The following is a 16,718-nucleotide window of genomic DNA, read 5'->3' on the forward strand; positions in this document are numbered from 1 at the left end:
CATCACCCCGAGCCAACAGACTCGAGTGCACTGGGGCCGGCAACTGAAGGAAGATCATTCCCTCAGACACCCAACAGCGTGCCCGGCCAGGTCCCGTCCGGCGATCATGCGTTCCACGCTCTTACGAGCAGTACTAGCAGCCACCGACCCGAGGTCCAGACCGAATAGTCAACGTTCCACCCATGAGCTGACCACCGTCGATCATTCGCCGACGTAGTGGCTCTGGCTGTCTTGCGACAGCTAGATGCTCCTTAGAAAGGAGGTGATCCAGCCGCACCTTCCGGTACGGCTACCTTGTTACGACTTCGTCCCAATCGCCAGTCCCACCTTCGACAGCTCCCTCCCACAAGGGGTTGGGCCACCGGCTTCGGGTGTTACCGACTTTCGTGACGTGACGGGCGGTGTGTACAAGGCCCGGGAACGTATTCACCGCAGCAATGCTGATCTGCGATTACTAGCGACTCCGACTTCATGGGGTCGAGTTGCAGACCCCAATCCGAACTGAGACCGGCTTTTTGAGATTCGCTCCACCTCACGGTATCGCAGCTCTTTGTACCGGCCATTGTAGCACGTGTGCAGCCCAAGACATAAGGGGCATGATGACTTGACGTCGTCCCCACCTTCCTCCGAGTTGACCCCGGCGGTCTCCCGTGAGTCCCCAGCACCACAAGGGCCTGCTGGCAACACGGGACAAGGGTTGCGCTCGTTGCGGGACTTAACCCAACATCTCACGACACGAGCTGACGACAGCCATGCACCACCTGTACACCGACCACAAGGGGGACCCTGTCTCCAGGGTTTTCCGGTGTATGTCAAGCCTTGGTAAGGTTCTTCGCGTTGCGTCGAATTAAGCCACATGCTCCGCCGCTTGTGCGGGCCCCCGTCAATTCCTTTGAGTTTTAGCCTTGCGGCCGTACTCCCCAGGCGGGGCACTTAATGCGTTAGCTGCGGCACGGACAACGTGGAATGTTGCCCACACCTAGTGCCCACCGTTTACGGCGTGGACTACCAGGGTATCTAATCCTGTTCGCTCCCCACGCTTTCGCTCCTCAGCGTCAGTATCGGCCCAGAGATCCGCCTTCGCCACCGGTGTTCCTCCTGATATCTGCGCATTTCACCGCTACACCAGGAATTCCGATCTCCCCTACCGAACTCTAGCCTGCCCGTATCGACTGCAGACCCGGGTTAAGCCCGGGCTTTCTAACCGACGCGACAAGCCGCCTACGAGCTCTTTACGCCCAATAATTCCGGACAACGCTTGCGCCCTACGTATTACCGCGGCTGCTGGCACGTAGTTAGCCTGCGCTTCTTCTGCAGGTACCGTCACTCTCGCTTCTTCCCTGCTGAAAGAGGTTTACAACCCGAAGGCCGTCATCCCTCACGCGGCGTCGCTGCATCAGGCTTTCGCCCATTGTGCAATATTCCCCACTGCTGCCTCCCGTAGGAGTCTGGGCCGTGTCTCAGTCCCAGTGTGGCCGGTCGCCCTCTCAGGCCTGCTACCCGTCGTCGCCTTGGTGAGCCGTTACCTCACCAACAAGCTGATAGGCCGCGGGCTCATCCTGCACCGCCGGAGCTTTACAACCAGAACCATGCGGTCCCGGCTCATATCCGGTATTAGACCCCGTTTCCAGGGCTTGTCCCAGAGTGCAGGGCAGATTGCCCACGTGTTACTCACCCGTTCGCCACTAATCCACCCCGAAGGGCTTCATCGTTCGACTTGCATGTGTTAAGCACGCCGCCAGCGTTCGTCCTGAGCCAGGATCAAACTCTCCGTGAATGTTTTCCCGTGATCGGGATGAACACCACGAGAGCGGAACCAAGAGGAGGAATAGTCCCCTCGGTTCACAGCGTCCTCGCTGTGTTTTTTCAAAGGAACCTCGACCATCGGACAGAGTCCGACGGACGGGGTATCAACATATCTGGCGTTGACTTTTGGCACGCTGTTGAGTTCTCAAGGAACGGTCGCTTCCTTTGTACTCACCCTCTCGGGCTTTCCTCCGGGCTTCCCTTCGGTGTTTCCGACTCTATCAGATCTTTTCTCGATCCGATTTCCTCGGTGCTTTCCAGGTTCCCGCTCTCGCGTTTCCCTTTCCGGCGGTTCCGACTCTATCAGATCCTTTCGGCGTCTGACTCCCAGTCAGGGGGGCTTGTCTTCCCGGCCGTTGGGCCGTTCCGACGAGTGAGACTTTAGCGGATTCCGTGCTCCCGAGCTAATCGGGGGCGGCGCCCTTTCGAACGCGGATTCCTCATTTCGCAAATACGCACACCAAAGCAACCGACACCGAAGTGACGATGAGTGGCTGGGACTTGCGAAATGGCTGTCCGGGGACCGACCTAGATCGGCGCTCACGTCGGACAACTCGGAGAACAGTACGGATCGGGGTGGGGTGTGTCAACTCGCCGCAGTGAGGTTCAGTCCTTCTTGCCGGAGGCCAGTTCGCGGCTGCGGTCGCGGGCGGCCTCGAGGGCGGCGATGAGGGCGGCGCGGACGCCGTGGTTCTCCAGCTCGCGGATCGCGTTGATCGTCGTTCCGGCCGGAGAGGTGACGTTCTCGCGGAGCTTGACAGGGTGTTCCCCGCTGTCGCGGAGCATCACGGCGGCGCCGATCGCGGACTGGACGATGAGGTCGTGGGCCTTGTCGCGGGGCAGGCCGAGCAGGATGCCGGCGTCGGTCATGGCCTCGACCAGGTAGAAGAAGTACGCCGGGCCGGAGCCGGACAGGGCGGTGCACGCGTCCTGCTGGGACTCGGGGACGCGGAGCGTCTTGCCGACGGCTCCGAAGATCTCCTCGGCGTGCGCGACATGCGCCTCCGTGGCGTGGGTGCCGGCGGAGATGACCGACATGGCCTCGTCGACGAGGGCCGGGGTGTTGGTCATGACGCGGACGACCGGGGTGCCCGCGGCCAGGCGCTCCTCGAAGAACGAGGTGGGGATGCCGGCGGCGCCGCTGATGATGAGTCGGTCGGCGGGGACGTGCGGGGCCAGTTCGTCCAGGAGGGTGCCCATGTCCTGCGGTTTGACCGTGAGGATCAAGGTGTCGGCGGTCTTGGCGGCCTCGGTGTTGGTGACCGGGGTGACTCCGTAGCGGGCGCGGAGTTCTTCGGCGCGTTCGGGGCGGCGGGCCGTGACCAGGAGGTCGGCGGGGGCCCAGCCGGCGCGGATCACTCCGCTGAGCAGGGCTTCGCCGATCTTGCCGGTGCCGAGGACTGCGACTTTCTGGCTCATGGGAGCCAGTCTGGCACCGGGGTGGGTCGGGCGGACCGGTTGTCCGGTGAGCGGAACGAGGCTTGGCGGATCTGGTCGGGCGGATCTGGTCGGGCGGATCTGGTCGGGCGGATCCGGTCGGGCGGGTCGGCTCGGCGGGCGCATCGGGTCGGGCCGCGGGCGGGGCGGGGCGGCCGGCTCAGACGGTGCGTCGCCGTAGCGTCGCCGCCCCAAGTCCCAGGACCAGTACCGCGCAGCCCGCCACGATCAGCACGTCCCGTACGAAGGTGGCGGTCATGTCGGTGTGGTGCAGGACCTGGTTCATGCCGTCGACGGCGTACGACATGGGGAGGACGTCGGAGATGGCCGTCAGGGCGGGGTGCATGTCGGAGCGGGGCGTGAACAGGCCGCAGAGCAGGAGCTGAGGGAAGATCACCGCCGGCATGAACTGGACCGCCTGGAATTCCGAGGCGGCGAAGGCCGAGACGAACAGGCCGAGTGCCGTGCCGAGCAGGGCGTCGAGGAGGGCGACGAGCAGGAGCAGCCAGGGGGAGCCCGTCACGTCCAGGCCCAGGAACCAGACCGACAGGCCCGTGGCCAGGGCCGACTGGACGATGGCGAGGGCGCCGAAGGCGAGGGCGTATCCGGCGATGAGGTCGGCCTTGCCGAGGGGCATGGCGAGGAGGCGTTCGAGCGTGCCGGAGGTGCGTTCGCGCAGGGTGGCGATGGAGGTGACCAGGAACATCGTGATCAGCGGGAAGATGCCGAGCAGGGAGGCACCGATGGTGTCGAAGGTGCGGGGGCTCGCGTCGAAGACGTAGCGCAGCAGGACCAGCATCAGGCAGGGGACGAGGATCATCAGCGCGATCGTGCGCGGGTCGTGGCGGAGTTGGCGCAGGACCCGGGCCGCGGTGGCGGCGGTGCGGGACGCGTTGAGCGCGCCGATCGGTGTGGTCGGCTTGGCGGGGGTGGTGGGGGTGGTGGAGGTCGTCGTACTCATCGGGTCGGCTCCTGGGTGCGGTGTGCGGCGGCTTCGTCCACGAGGCGGAGGAAGGCGGCTTCGACGGTGTCGGTGCCGGTGCGTGCGCGCAGCGCGTCGGGGGCGCCGTCGGCGAGGATCTCGCCCTCCCGCATGAGCAGGAGGCGGTGGCAGCGCTCGGCCTCGTCCATGACGTGGGAGGAGACGAGGAGGGTGGTGCCGCGGGTGGCGGCGAGGTCGTGGAAGAGGTTCCACAGGTCGCGGCGCAGGACGGGGTCGAGGCCGACCGTCGGTTCGTCGAGGACCAGCAGGTCGGGGGCGCCGAGCAGGGCGACGGCCAGGGAGACCCGGCCGCGCTGGCCGCCGGAGAGGGTCCCGGCGAGGGCGTCGGCGTGGCTGGTGAGGTCGACGTCGGCGATGGCCCGGGTCACGTGTGCATGGCGGCGTTCGGCGGCCGCGCGGCCGGGGTCGAGGATCGCCGCGAAGTACTCGAGGTTCTGCCGGACCGTCAGGTCGTCGTAGACGGAGGGCGCCTGGGTGACGTAGCCGATGCGGCTGCGCAGGGTGGGGTGGCCGGCGGGGTGGCCGAGGACGTCCAGGGTGCCCGTGACCTTGGCCTGGGTACCGACGATGGCGCGCATGAGGGTGGATTTGCCGCAGCCGGAGGGGCCGAGGAGGCCCGTGATCCGGCCGGGCGGGACGGTGAAGCCGAGGTGGTGCAGGACGGTGCGCCGGCCGCGGACGACAGTGAGGTCGTCGGCCCGGACCGCGTTATTCATCATGTGATGAATAATTGGCCCGGGCGGGCCGTGGAGTCAAGGGGCGTGGAGTCAGGAGGTGGGGGTGGGGTTGGGGGTGGGAGCGAGGGCGATGAGGAGGAGGACGTCGTACGTCTCCTCGACGATCCCGTCCGGGAAGGCCTCCAGCAGATGGGCGCGCTCCTCCTCCAGGAAGGCGGCCCTGCGGTCCTCGGGCATCACCAGGAAGTCCGAGTGGCTGCCGACGTTGGCGACGTGCGTGTCGATCGGGACGCGGCGGCTCCAGCGGACCTCTTCGCGGACGAAGTGGAGGCGCCCGCTGGGGTCGGCCAGGTCGGTGCTTCCCTGGGCGCGGCGTTTCTTGGCGGCGAAGTCCACGCCGAGCAGGCGGCCCTTGCGGTCGGCGGCCTCGCCGATCCAGTCGACGTCCAGGGCCTCGGTGTTCCACCACAGCGCCAGCGCGCCACCCGGCCGCAGCACCCGCAGGGCCTCCGGGACCGAGCGGGCGGTGTCGGTCCAGTGCCAGGCCTGGGCGTAGGTGATGAAGTCGGCGTGGGCGTCGGCCACGGGGAGGGCGTTGCCGCTGCCGCGGACGATCGGGATGTGCGGCAGGCCGCGGCGGAACTCGGCGGCCATGCCCTCGCCGGGTTCGACGGCGAGGACGTCGGCGCCGCGGGCGTGCAGGAGCGAGGTGGAGATACCGGTGCCGGCGCCCACGTCCACGACCTTGGCGCCGGACAACGACCGGCCGGCCAGCTCCTCGACGGCGTCGAAGAGGGCCGGCGGATAGGAGGGGCGGTGGGCCGCGTACTGGGCGGCGGCGGCGTTGAAGGAGTGGGCGCGGAGCGAAGGCGACGGTGGGGGCGTGGTCATACGGTGGTGGTCGTCTGCGGTCATACAGCCATGGTGGTCGACCGTGGTGGCCGGCGGGAGAGCAGGCCTCAGGCCACAGTGGGCAGCCGGAGCGGACCGCGGCGATCACGCGCCGGTGCCGATGCCGGTGTCGACGCCGATGCTCGTGCCGGTTCAGGCATCGGCATCGATTACCTCACTTGCGCCGCTTCTTCTTCGACGGGTTGCCGGTGCGGCGGGAGGTGCGGCGTTCGTACGCCTCGAGGGCCTGGGCGTACTCCTCGCGCTGGAGCTTCTCGCCCGGGGCCTCGGTGAGGGAGCGGAAGAAGTAGGCGAGGAGGGAGCCGACGAAGCCGATCGCGAGCAGGCCGCGCAGGGAGGCCTGGCGCTGTGGGTCCTGGCGCGTGCCGAAGCCCTCCCAGGTGTTGCGGAAGGCGAGCGCGCTGCAGATCGCGAACATGGCGATGATCAGCACGGTCACGAAGGAGCCGGTGTCGGCGATCTGGATGCCTTCGTAGGCGAAGCGGAGCACCAGGCAGGAGACGACGGCCGCGGCGAGGGAGCCGGCGGCGACACCGGCACGGCGGGCCGCGTAGCCGTTGTCGTGCTCCACCCAAGAGGTGCCGAAGAAGCGCAGGGGCTCGGGGCGGGGGCCGCCGCCCTGGGCAGCCGCGCCGTCTGAGGAGCCCGCCGGGGTGTCCGGGGTGCCGGTTTCGTCGCTCACGGAACGATTATGGCGCCGGGCGGGGGCGGGCTCCGGGCCGGGTCAGGCGCAGCGCGAGGCCACGTAGCCGTCGGTGCCGGTCTGGACGTACGCGTCCGACACGTATTCGCCGTTGTTGATGTTGTCCCAGATGTTCGTCGTGCCGTACGGGCCCGAGACCGTCGTGCCCGGCGTCTGGCAGAAGATCGGGACGCGGGTGTCCTCGGGCAGGACCCGGGTGATGTTGTAGTTGGTGCCGGGGCCGCTGCGCACGTTCAGGCGGACGCCCGGGGCGACCGCGTAGGTGCGTACGGCCGACTCCGCCGTCAGAGCCTCGTTCTCGCCGCCGCTCGCGGCTTCCGCATGGTCGACAGACATGGCAGTCCTCCCCCGCTCCGCCCCACGACCGTGGTGGGGTCCGGTGATTGCCCCGAACCGATTCTCGGATCGAGTGGTGATGTGCGTCGCGCATCGAGTCGCGGAACACGCGTGCGCGACTCGCACGCGGAGGCTAGCAAGCCGCCTCGGTCTCGTACGAGTCATCGACTAGGCTCCGTGCGTCGCGCGCGGACTGACAGCACGGGGGTGGTCCATGACGCCACAGCGCAGGCCCGGAGCGGGCACGGAAGCGGAACTTCCCGAGTACGCCGGCCAGTACCGCCTGGAGTCATGTCTGGGGTCGGGCGGCATGGGCGTGGTGCATCTGGCCCGGAGCACCTCCGGGCTGAAGCTCGCGGTGAAGGTCGTGCACGCCGAGTTCGCCCGGGATCCCGAGTTCAGGGGCCGTTTCCGGCAGGAGGTGGCCGCCGCCCGGCGGGTGAGCGGTGCCTTCACCGCGCCTGTCGTGGACGCCGATCCGGAGGCCGAACGGCCGTGGATGGCCACGCTGTTCATTCCCGGTCCGACCCTGTCCCAATATGTGAAGCGGAACGGGCCGATGCCGGCGGCGCAGGTGCGCCGGCTCATGGCGGGCCTGGCCGAGGCGTTGCGGGACATCCACCGGGTCGGCGTCGTGCACCGGGATCTGAAGCCGAGCAATGTGCTGCTGGCCGAGGACGGGCCGAAGGTCATCGACTTCGGTATCTCGCGGCCGAAGGACAGTGAACTGCGCACCGAGACCGGCAAGTTGATCGGTACGCCGCCGTTCATGGCGCCCGAGCAGTTCCGGCGGCCGCGCGAGGTGGGACCGGCGGCGGACATCTTCGCGCTCGGGTCGGTGCTGGTGCACGCGGCGACCGGGCGCGGGCCGTTCGACTCCGACAGTCCGTACGTCGTCGCCTATCAGGTGGTGCACGACGAGCCCGATCTGACCGGGGTGCCGGAGACGCTCGCGCCGCTGGTGCTGCGCTGTCTGGCCAAGGAGCCCGAGGACCGGCCGACGCCCGACGAGCTGATGCGGGAGCTGCGGTCGGTGGCGGCCTCGTACGACACGCAGGCGTTCATACCGGCGCAGCGGACCGGGGACGACGCGTCGGCGCGGGAATCCGCCGGCGCCGATCCGGTGGTGGAGCCGGCGTCCCGCAGGCGCTTCGGCAAGCGGGCGGTGCGGGCGGCCCTGGCCGGCGGGGCGCTCGCCCTCGCCCTGGGTGGTGTGCTCACCGGGCTGCTGTGGCCGGGCGGCGACGGTGGTCCCGCGGTGCACCGCGGCAGCGCCCCCGCTGCCGCTGCCCGGTTCTCCGCATGGCGCGCGAAGCCGGCCGGGACGGGCTCCGGGATGCCCCAGTGCGTCTACGGCGCCGGTGCGGTGCTCTGCTTCCGCTCCGGTCTGGCGTACGCCCTCGATCCGGCGAACGGCAGGCTCCGGTGGCGCCGCTCGGTCGCCGGGGAACGGACGAGCGACGCCCCGGCCTTCTCGGGCGGCCTGCTGGTGCTGCCGACGGACGGCGGCCGGCGGGTGGTGGCCCTCGACCCGGCCTCCGGCACACCGCGCTGGCAGCGGGACATGCCCGCGCACACGCGGGGGATGCGGTTCACCCCGGACATGCTGCTGGTCACCGGCGCTGACGGGACGGTCACGGGGGTGTCCGGGGCGTCGGGGCGCACGGCGTGGCATCGGCGGGTGGCCGGGCCGGGCGTCCCCGAGCTGGCCTCCTACGACGGCGACCCGCTGGTGTACGCGGTCGGCACCGACGCGGACGGGACGCACACCCTGATCAACGCCGTGGCCGCGGGCACCGGCGCCGCCCGCTGGAAGGCGCGGCTGGCGGGCATGCTGCAGCCCATCGGCAGCCAGGGCGGTTCGCTGTTCCTGCTGTCCGTCGACCCCGGCTCGGGGGACGCCGACGGTGTCGTCCGGTACACGCCGGCCACGAAGGCCGTACGCCGGATCGCGTTGTCCGTGCCGCTCACGGCGCCCCAGGCCGCCGTGCGGGGCGATGTCGTGCACCTGCTGGCGACCGGCGGTTCACTGGACGCCCTCGACCTCGGCACCGGCAAGCGGCTGTGGCACACCGAGACGTCCGTGAGCCGTGGTTCGGCGCCGGTCGCCTCCGCCGGCGAGGTGTACTTCACCGCACCCGACGGGCGCCTGCTCGCCGTCGACGCGCGCGACGGAAGCCTGGTAGGCCAGACACCGCCGCGCCTCGGCGCGAACGCGGGCGAGGTCGCCGCCGTCCTGCCGGCCCCGCTGCTCGTCGGCAGCCGCGTCTACGCCACCTCGCCCGACGGATCCGTCTTCGCCCTGGACGGATCCGACCCGAAGTCCTGGTGACGTACCAAGGGGCCGCCCCACCGGGGGCGGACCCTTGCGCGATACGCGGGCTCAGCCCAGCTTGGAGACGTCGCGCACCGCGCCCTTGTCCGCGCTGGTCGCCATCGCCGCGTAGGCGCGCAGGGCGGCGGAGACCTTGCGGTCGCGGTTCCTGGGGGCGTGGACGCCGTTCAGGGACTGCTCGCGGCGGGCCAGTTCGGCCTCGTCCACCAGCAGCTCGATCGTGCGGTTCGGGATGTCGATGCGGATGCGGTCGCCGTCCTGGACCAGGGCGATGGTGCCGCCGGAGGCCGCCTCGGGGGAGGCGTGGCCGATGGACAGGCCCGAGGTGCCGCCGGAGAAGCGGCCGTCGGTGATCAGGGCGCAGGTCTTGCCCAGGCCGCGGCCCTTCAGGTACGAGGTCGGGTACAGCATCTCCTGCATGCCGGGGCCGCCCTTGGGGCCCTCGTAGCGGATGACGACGACGTCGCCGTCCTTGACCTCCTGGGTGAGGATGCGCTGGACGGCCTCCTCCTGGGACTCGCAGACGACCGCGGGGCCCTCGAAGGTCCAGATCGACTCGTCCACGCCGGCCGTCTTCACCACACAGCCGTCGACCGCGAGGTTGCCCTTGAGGACCGCGAGGCCGCCGTCCTTGGAGTACGCGTGCTCGACGGAGCGGATGCAGCCGCCCTCGGCGTCCTCGTCCAGGGCCTGCCAGCGCTCGGACTGGGAGAAGGCCTCGGCGGAGCGGACACAGCCGGGGGCCGCGTGCCACAGCTCGACCGCCTCGGGCGAGGGCGAGCCGCCGCGGACGTCCCAGGTCTTCAGCCAGTCGGACAGCGACGGGCTGTGGACCGCGTGCACGTCCTCGTTGAGCAGGCCCGCGCGGTGCAGCTCGCCGAGCAGGGCCGGGATGCCGCCGGCGCGGTGCACGTCCTCCATGTAGTACGTGCGGTTCTTCGCGACGTTCGGGGCCACCTTCGCCAGGCACGGCACCCGGCGCGAGACGGCGTCGATCTGCTCCAGGCCGAAGGGGACGCCCGCCTCCTGGGCGGCGGCCAGCAGGTGCAGGATCGTGTTGGTGGAGCCGCCCATCGCGATGTCCAGGGCCATGGCGTTCTCGAAGGCCTGGAAGGTGGCGATGTTGAGGGGGAGGACCGACTCGTCGTCCTGCTCGTAGTAGCGGCGGGTGAGGTCCATGACCGTGCGGGCCGCGTCGACGTAGAGCTGCCTGCGCGCGGTGTGGGTGGCGAGGACCGAGCCGTTGCCGGGCAGGGACAGGCCGATCGCCTCGGTCAGGCAGTTCATCGAGTTGGCGGTGAACATGCCGGAACAGCTGCCGCAGGTCGGGCAGGCGTTCTCCTCGATCCGGAGGATGTCCTCGTCGGAGATCTTGTCGTTGACGGCGTCGGAGATCGCGTCGACCAGGTCGAGCGTACGGACCGTGCCGTCGACCAGCGTGGCCCGGCCGGACTCCATCGGGCCGCCGGAGACGAAGACCGTCGGGATGTTCAGGCGCAGGGCCGCAAGGAGCATGCCCGGGGTGATCTTGTCGCAGTTGGAGATGCAGACCAGGGCGTCGGCGCAGTGCGCCTCGACCATGTACTCCACGCTGTCCGCGATCAGGTCGCGGGAAGGCAGGGAGTAGAGCATGCCGCCGTGGCCCATGGCGATGCCGTCGTCCACGGCGATCGTGTTGAACTCGCGCGGGATGCCGCCCGCCTCCGTGATCGCCTCGCTGACGATGCGGCCGACCGGCTGGAGGTGGGTGTGGCCCGGCACGAACTCGGTGAAGGAGTTCGCGACCGCGATGATCGGCTTCCGGCCGATGTCCGCACCGGGTACACCGGAGGCGCGCATCAGGGCGCGGGCGCCCGCCATGTTGCGGCCGTGGGTGACTGTGCGGGACCTCAGCTCGGGCATCGTCGCTCGCTCCTTCAATGACCTTCTGGAATGACTTTCTGGAATGACCTTCTGGCTGTGCGTCCAGAGAGTTCCGGGTGTCTACGAGACTACGCCGCCCCTCCAAGGGCTGGACACGGATGTCCGGAATGCGGGACGCGTGTTTCACCTGTCCGTGAGGTGGCGCTGTACGACGGGGGCGACGCGCGCGATGATCTGCTCCAGGTCCGCCGACGCCAGCGGCTCCAGCTTGATCACGTAGCGCACCATCGCCACGCCCACCAGCTGGGCGGCGGCCAGCTCGGCACGCAGCTCCGGGTCCGGCAGGTCCACCTGGACGGCGATCCGGCGCAGCAGCTGGGAGGCGATCAGCCGGCGGAACACGGCGGCCGCGGTGTCGTTGTTGACGGCCGAGCGGACGATGGCCAGCAGCGGGGTACGGGTCGTGGGGTTCTCCCACACGCCGAAGAAGAAGCGGGTCAGCCGCTCGCCCACCCCGTCCAGCCGGCCGTCGGCGATCGCCACCGGCGCGTCGAGCGCGGGCGCGACGGCCACGGCGACGGCCGCCTCGAAGACCTGTTCCTTGGTGCCGAAGTAGTGGTGGACGAGGGCGGAGTCGACGCCGGCCGCCTTGGCGATGCCGCGGACGGACGTCTTCTCGTAGCCGCGCTCGGAGAACTCCTCGCGGGCCGCGGTGAGGATGCGGTCGCGGGTGCCGGCGGACTCCGTGCGCGGGGGTCTGCCCCTTCTGCGGGCGGCCTTCCCGGAGGGAGACGGCGTCTCGCCGGAGGGAGGCGGGGCCTCGCCGGACGGAGGCAGGGCCTCGCCGGACGGAGGCCGGGTCGCGTCGGGGAGCGGCGGGGTCTCGTTCATGGCCGTGGCACCCGTACCGCCGAGGCCAGGTGTTTACGGGTGAAGGCCAGGGCCTCGGCGAGGTCCGCCTCGCGCTCGGCGCTGGACATCGCGCGCCGGGTGTTGACCTCGATGACGACATGGCCGTCGAAGCCGGAGAGGGTCAGGTGTTCCAGCAGCTCGGCGCAGGGCTGGGTGCCGCGGCCGGGCACCAGGTGCTCGTCCTTGGCGGAGCCCTTGCCGTCGGCGAGGTGGACGTGGCCGAGCCGGTCGCCCATGCGGTCGATCATCTCCAGGGCGTCGGTGCGGGCCGTCGCCGTATGGCTGAGGTCGATCGTGAAGTGCCGGTAGTCGTGCTGGGTGACGTCCCAGTCGGGGGCGTACGCGAGCATCTCGCGGTCGCGGTAGCGCCAGGGGTACATGTTCTCGACGGCGAACCGTACGTCCGTCTCGTCCGCCATCCGCCAGATCCCGTCGACGAAGTCGCGCGCGTACTGCCGCTGCCAGCGGAAGGGCGGGTGGACGACGACGGTGGAGGCACCCAGCTTCTCGGCGGCCGCCCGGGCCCGCTGCAGCTTGACCCAGGGGTCGGTCGACCAGACCCGCTGGGTGATCAGCAGACAGGGGGCGTGGACGGCCAGGACCGGGATGCCGTGGTAGTCCGACAGGCGGCGCAGCGCCTCGATGTCCTGGCTGACCGGGTCGGTCCAGACCATGACCTCGACACCGTCGTACCCGAGGCGCGCGGCGATCTCGAAGGCCGTCGCCGTGGACTCCGGGTAGACGGAGGCTGTCGACAGCGCGACGGGCACGTCCCTTGGTTCAGCCACGTCCGTCACCTTACGGGGTGCAGTGGCCCGGGTGTCGGGTGCCTGTTCGCCGTTGTGAGCTTTGCCATTCGGGCGGGCGCGAGCCTCCTTCGCGATTGCTCGCGCCCCTAGGACCTAGGGGAGTCACGCCGAACCCATGTGATCGAGCCGCCGGAGGATCACGCCCTCGCGCAGGGCCCACGGGCACACCTCCAGGCTCTCCACGCCGAAGAGGTCCATCGCGGCCTCCGCCACCAGGGCGCCGGCGAGGAGCTGGCCCGCCCTGCCCTCCGAGACTCCCGGCAGTTCGCCGCGCTGCTCCGCCGTCATGCCGGCCAGGCGGGGAACCCAGGCCTCCAGGGACTCGCGTTTGAGTTCGCGCTGGACGTAGAGGCCCTCGGCGCTGCGCGCGGCGCCGGCGATGCGGGCCAGCTGCTTGAAGGTCTTGGAGGTGGCGACCACGTGGTCGGGGGCGCCTCTGCGGCTGAATTCGCCGACCGTGCGGGCGATCTCCGTGCGCACATGGCGGCGCAGCGCCCGGACGTCCTCGGGGGCGGGCGGGTCGCCGGGCAGCCAGCCCGCGGTGAGCCGGCCGGCGCCGAGCGGCAGGGAGACGGCGGCGTCCGGCTCCTCGTCTATGCCGTACGCGATCTCCAGGGAGCCGCCGCCGATGTCCAGGACCAGCAGCTTTCCGGCGGACCAGCCGAACCAGCGGCGGACGGCGAGGAAGGTCAGACGCGCCTCCTCCGCGCCGGCGAGGACCTGGAGCCGTACGCCGGTCTCGGCCTCCACGCGCGCGAGGACGTCGTCGGCGTTGACCGCCTCGCGGACGGCGGAGGTCGCGAACGGCAGCAGGTCCTCGACGCCCTTGTCCTCGGCGGCCTGGAGCGCGTCCTGTACGACGGCGACCAGCTTGTGGATGCCGTCGTCGCCGATGGCACCGCTGTCGTCGAGGAGTTGGGCGAGCCGAAGATCGGCCTTGTGCGAATGCGCGGGCAGCGGGCGCGCGCCGGGGTGGGCGTCCACCACCAGCAGATGCACCGTGTTCGAACCCACGTCCAGGACACCGAGTCTCATATACGGAACGCTACTGCCAGATCGCCCGTCCACGGTCCCCGGAGCGGGCCCGGGCCACTTACCCTGGACGGGTGCCAAAGACGAAAAAGGCGAAGGGCCACAAATCCTCCAAGGGATTGAAGGATTCTGCGCAGGCGAAGGCGTCGTCCATGTCGAAGAAGTCCCAGCAGGCCGCGAACGCGAGCGACGAGAAGGGGCTCGACTTCGCGCGCGCCTGGGTGGAGTTTCCGGATCCGGCGGACGACGAGCAGGTCTTCCGCTGTGACCTGACATGGCTGACCTCTCGCTGGAACTGCATCTTCGGCAGCGGCTGCCAGGGCATCCAGGCGGGCCGCGCGGACGACGGGTGCTGCTCGCTGGGCGCGCACTTCTCCGACGAGGACGACGAGAAGCGGGTCGCCGAGCATGTGGCGCGGCTCACGCCGGAGATCTGGCAGCACCATGACGAGGGCACGCGGGGCGGCTGGGTGTCGAAGGACGAGGAGGGGTCCCGGCAGACGCGGCCCTTCCAGGGATCCTGCATCTTCCAGAACCGGCCCGGTTTCGCGGGCGGCGCGGGCTGCTCGCTGCACATCCTCGCCCTGAAGGAGGGCCGGGAGCCGCTGGAGACCAAACCGGACGTGTGCTGGCAGCTGCCGATCCGGCGGACGTACGACTGGATCGACCGGCCCGACGACACGCGTGTCCTCCAGGTGTCGATCGGGGAGTACGACCGCCGGGGCTGGGGTCCGGGCGGTCATGATCTGCACTGGTGGTGCACCTCGGCGACCTCGGCGCACGGTGCGGGCGAGCCGGTGTACGTCTCCTACCGGGCCGAACTGACCGAGCTGATGGGCAAGGCCGGCTACGACCGCCTGGCCGAGCTGTGCGAGGCGCGGCTGGCGTCGCAGTTGCCGCTGGTCGCACCCCACCCCGCCGACCCGGCGACGTAGCCGCGCTTCCAGGCCGGGCGGGAAGAGCGGGAGTGCCGATACCCACGTCCCTCAGCTCCCCGAGGGGCTCGGTGTCCCGCTGCCCGGCGGCGGAGTGGGTGTCGGGGATGCGGGCGGTGACGGGGCCGTGGGTGTCGGGCTCGGGTCGGCTGACGACGGGGGCGGGCTCGAAGGGGGGCCTGTGGGGGGAGTGCTGGAGGGCGTCGGGTCCGGGCCGGCGGAGGACTGCGGGGGTGTGGGGTGCGTCGGGCGGGCCGGGGCCGTGCCGTAGCCGTCGATCGTGACCACCGTGCCGGCCGGGGAGATCGCCACCTGCGCGTGCCAGTGGCCGGAGGGCTCACGGAGGTGGTCGACGTACATCTTGATCGTCAACGTTTCGCCGGGCGCGAGGGTTCCCGAGGACTGGCTGAGGTAGAGCCAGCCCGCCGCCGTGGACGCGGACCAGCGGACCGGGGCGGTGCCCGAGGCGGCGAGGGTGATCAGCGTGGTGTCGCCGTCGTTCACGGCACCGACGTCGAGCCGCCCCGCGCCCTTCGCGCCGGCTCCGCCGACGCTGACGACCTGCACGGAGACGTCCGCCTTGCCGTTGTCGCCGGCCCGCGCGCCCGGCTTCGGGCTGGCGTTGCCCGCGTTCTCGTAGCCACCGCCCTGATCGCCGGCGAGGGCGTCGGGGCCCTGTGCCTCGCGCGCGGTGGGTGAGGGGCCGTCCCCGTCCGCCGTGGGAGCGCCCCGGTAGGCGGCCCACAGGGCCAGGACCGGCGCGGCCACCACGGTGGCGACGACCGTCGTCGTCACCGCACGCGCGCGCAGGCGGTCACGGCGGGCCGCGCGGTCCTTGGGGTCCATCGGGAAGCCGCGCCGGTCGAAGCGGGGTACGGCCGCGCCACGCGCGCGCGGGTGGTGGGCCAGGGCGACGTGCAGTGCCGCGCGGGGTGCCTCGAGGACGGGCAGCTCGGCGGGGGTGACCGTGGCGCCGGGCCAGCGGCCGGGGTCGGCGCGCTCGGCGGTGCGGCGGCAGCGCGGGCAGTTGTCCACGTGCCGGACCAGCTCGCGGCGCAGGGCCGCGCTGAGGACCAGCCCGCTGTCACCCGTGAGGTGGGCCACGCCCGGACAGCCGCCGGTCTCGACGACGGCGAGGGCGGCACGCGTGCGCTCGACCTCGCAGGCGGCGGAGGCGAGCAGGTCGCGCGCGGTGCCGGGCGCCATCCCGAGGACGGCGGCGACCTCGTGCGCGGTGAGGTGGTGGCGGACGGCCAGCTCCAGCGCCTCACGCTGCTCGGGGGTCGTGCCGGCCGCCTCCGGCCAGGCCAGCAGGCCGAGTTCGCGGCGCCGCCGCTCCTGGACCTCCGGGGCGAGGGACGGCTCGGGGACCCGGCTCGCGGCTCCGGACCGGCCGGCCGCGTGGTTGGCCTGACGTTTCTGCTTGGCCTCGGCCAGCCCGCGCAGGCACGCCCAGCGGGCCAGCGCGTACAGCCAGGCCCTGCGGTCGGCGGCGGCCTCCGGGACGCGGTGCGCGCGCCGCTCGGCCAGCGCGAGGACGTCGCCGAGGGCGGCGGTGGCCGCGTCGTGGTCGCACAGCACCGACAGGCAGTAGGTGAACAGTCCGTCCAGGTACGGCTCGTAGCGTGCCGGCGGCCGGTGGGCGAGGGTGCGCGCGGCGGCGCGGTCGCGCGCCTCCCGCGCCTCTCGTGCTTCACGCGCCTCGCCGTGCGCTCTGTGCGCGCCGGTGGTGCGGGTCGTGGTCTCCGGACTGCTGCTCATCACCTGTGCGACCGTAGGCGGCGGCAGAGTGTCCCTTCTTGCACCTTGAGCACTTTTAATCCGTACGGGTGAAACGATCCCTCATAAGGGGACAGGAACCCTTTGCTCCTTGGCGCGAACCCGAGGGGTGGTGGCCGATACCGGTTCACCCACAGGCGACCTGGGGGTACCCGTCCCCGGTCCGGGGACCGGTTGTC

The 16,718-nt window shown here is 70.7% G+C and carries 13 protein-coding genes and 1 rRNA gene; 2 read left to right on the plus strand and 12 right to left on the minus strand.

What is annotated here, in order from left to right; translation table 11 throughout:
* Window positions 1–255 precede the first annotated feature (255 nt).
* The 7 genes from A6P39_RS19700 to A6P39_RS19730 all read right to left on the minus strand — a co-directional run bounded on the left by A6P39_RS19700 (window position 256) and on the right by A6P39_RS19730 (window position 6,874).
* Window positions 256–1,777: ribosomal RNA gene (locus A6P39_RS19700) — 16S ribosomal RNA — on the minus strand.
* A gap of 635 nt (window positions 1,778–2,412) precedes the next feature.
* Window positions 2,413–3,225 (minus strand): pyrroline-5-carboxylate reductase, encoded by an 813-nt coding sequence (gene proC / locus A6P39_RS19705; protein ID WP_067038967.1) that lies wholly within the window; start codon window positions 3,223–3,225, stop codon window positions 2,413–2,415.
* Window positions 3,226–3,403: 178 nt separating this feature from the next.
* Window positions 3,404–4,204 (minus strand): ABC transporter permease, encoded by an 801-nt coding sequence (locus A6P39_RS19710; RefSeq protein ID WP_067038968.1) that lies wholly within the window; start codon window positions 4,202–4,204, stop codon window positions 3,404–3,406.
* A complete protein-coding gene (locus tag A6P39_RS19715) occupies window positions 4,201–4,965 on the minus strand; it encodes an ABC transporter ATP-binding protein (RefSeq protein WP_067038969.1) in 765 nt (254 codons plus the stop codon). Before A6P39_RS19715 ends, A6P39_RS19710 begins: the two co-directional genes overlap by 4 nt.
* A 48-nt stretch (window positions 4,966–5,013) precedes the next feature.
* Window positions 5,014–5,814, minus strand: a complete 801-nt coding sequence (locus tag A6P39_RS19720) for a class I SAM-dependent methyltransferase (RefSeq protein ID WP_067038970.1) — start codon at window positions 5,812–5,814, stop codon at window positions 5,014–5,016.
* Window positions 5,815–5,989: 175 nt separating this feature from the next.
* Entirely contained in the window at window positions 5,990–6,517 is a 528-nt protein-coding gene (locus A6P39_RS19725) for a hypothetical protein (protein ID WP_067038971.1), read from the minus strand.
* Window positions 6,518–6,559: 42 nt separating this feature from the next.
* Entirely contained in the window at window positions 6,560–6,874 is a 315-nt protein-coding gene (locus A6P39_RS19730) for an SH3 domain-containing protein (protein WP_067038972.1), read from the minus strand.
* 214 nt (window positions 6,875–7,088) lie between these two features.
* Between A6P39_RS19730 and A6P39_RS19735 the strand changes: the two genes are divergently transcribed.
* Complete coding sequence (locus A6P39_RS19735) at window positions 7,089–9,206, plus strand: protein kinase domain-containing protein (RefSeq protein ID WP_067038973.1); 2,118 nt, start codon at window positions 7,089–7,091, stop codon at window positions 9,204–9,206.
* Between the two features lie 51 nt (window positions 9,207–9,257).
* Here A6P39_RS19735 and ilvD read toward each other — a convergent pair whose 3' ends face one another.
* The 4 genes from ilvD to A6P39_RS19755 all read right to left on the minus strand — a co-directional run bounded on the left by ilvD (window position 9,258) and on the right by A6P39_RS19755 (window position 13,828).
* A complete protein-coding gene (gene ilvD / locus A6P39_RS19740) occupies window positions 9,258–11,111 on the minus strand; it encodes a dihydroxy-acid dehydratase (protein WP_067038974.1) in 1,854 nt (617 codons plus the stop codon).
* Window positions 11,112–11,255: 144 nt separating this feature from the next.
* Complete coding sequence (locus tag A6P39_RS19745; protein WP_079133063.1) at window positions 11,256–11,963, minus strand: TetR/AcrR family transcriptional regulator; 708 nt, start codon at window positions 11,961–11,963, stop codon at window positions 11,256–11,258.
* Window positions 11,960–12,772: a sugar phosphate isomerase/epimerase family protein gene (locus A6P39_RS19750; RefSeq protein ID WP_067038975.1), complete on the minus strand. Its 813-nt coding sequence runs from the start codon at window positions 12,770–12,772 to the stop codon at window positions 11,960–11,962. Before A6P39_RS19750 ends, A6P39_RS19745 begins: the two co-directional genes overlap by 4 nt.
* A gap of 123 nt (window positions 12,773–12,895) precedes the next feature.
* Entirely contained in the window at window positions 12,896–13,828 is a 933-nt protein-coding gene (locus tag A6P39_RS19755; RefSeq protein WP_275883878.1) for a Ppx/GppA phosphatase family protein, read from the minus strand.
* Between the two features lie 71 nt (window positions 13,829–13,899).
* On the opposite strand from A6P39_RS19755, the gene A6P39_RS19760 reads away from it, so the two are divergent.
* Window positions 13,900–14,760, plus strand: a complete 861-nt coding sequence (locus tag A6P39_RS19760; protein WP_199840948.1) for a hypothetical protein — start codon at window positions 13,900–13,902, stop codon at window positions 14,758–14,760.
* A gap of 51 nt (window positions 14,761–14,811) precedes the next feature.
* Here the strand turns inward: A6P39_RS19760 and A6P39_RS19765 are convergent, their stop codons facing one another.
* Window positions 14,812–16,524 (minus strand): BACON domain-containing protein, encoded by a 1,713-nt coding sequence (locus A6P39_RS19765; RefSeq protein ID WP_067052710.1) that lies wholly within the window; start codon window positions 16,522–16,524, stop codon window positions 14,812–14,814.
* Window positions 16,525–16,718 lie beyond the last annotated feature (194 nt).

Source organism: Streptomyces sp. FXJ1.172, from assembly GCF_001636945.3.
In the GTDB taxonomy this organism is placed as follows: Bacteria; Actinomycetota; Actinomycetes; order Streptomycetales; family Streptomycetaceae; genus Streptomyces.

What these genes read in the sequence shown, in the direction of transcription:
- proC (WP_067038967.1), bottom strand. Translation starts at nt 3,225, where the DNA reads ATGAGCCAGAAAGTCGCAGTCCTCGGCACCGGCAAGATCGGCGAAGCC.
- A6P39_RS19710 (WP_067038968.1), bottom strand. Translation starts at nt 4,204, where the DNA reads ATGAGTACGACGACCTCCACCACCCCCACCACCCCCGCCAAGCCGACC.
- A6P39_RS19715 (WP_067038969.1), bottom strand. Translation starts at nt 4,965, where the DNA reads ATGATGAATAACGCGGTCCGGGCCGACGACCTCACTGTCGTCCGCGGC.
- A6P39_RS19720 (WP_067038970.1), bottom strand. Translation starts at nt 5,814, where the DNA reads ATGACCACGCCCCCACCGTCGCCTTCGCTCCGCGCCCACTCCTTCAAC.
- A6P39_RS19730 (WP_067038972.1), bottom strand. Translation starts at nt 6,874, where the DNA reads ATGTCTGTCGACCATGCGGAAGCCGCGAGCGGCGGCGAGAACGAGGCT.
- A6P39_RS19735 (WP_067038973.1), top strand. Translation starts at nt 7,089, where the DNA reads ATGACGCCACAGCGCAGGCCCGGAGCGGGCACGGAAGCGGAACTTCCC.
- ilvD (WP_067038974.1), bottom strand. Translation starts at nt 11,111, where the DNA reads ATGCCCGAGCTGAGGTCCCGCACAGTCACCCACGGCCGCAACATGGCG.
- A6P39_RS19745 (WP_079133063.1), bottom strand. Translation starts at nt 11,963, where the DNA reads ATGAACGAGACCCCGCCGCTCCCCGACGCGACCCGGCCTCCGTCCGGC.
- A6P39_RS19755 (WP_275883878.1), bottom strand. Translation starts at nt 13,828, where the DNA reads ATGAGACTCGGTGTCCTGGACGTGGGTTCGAACACGGTGCATCTGCTG.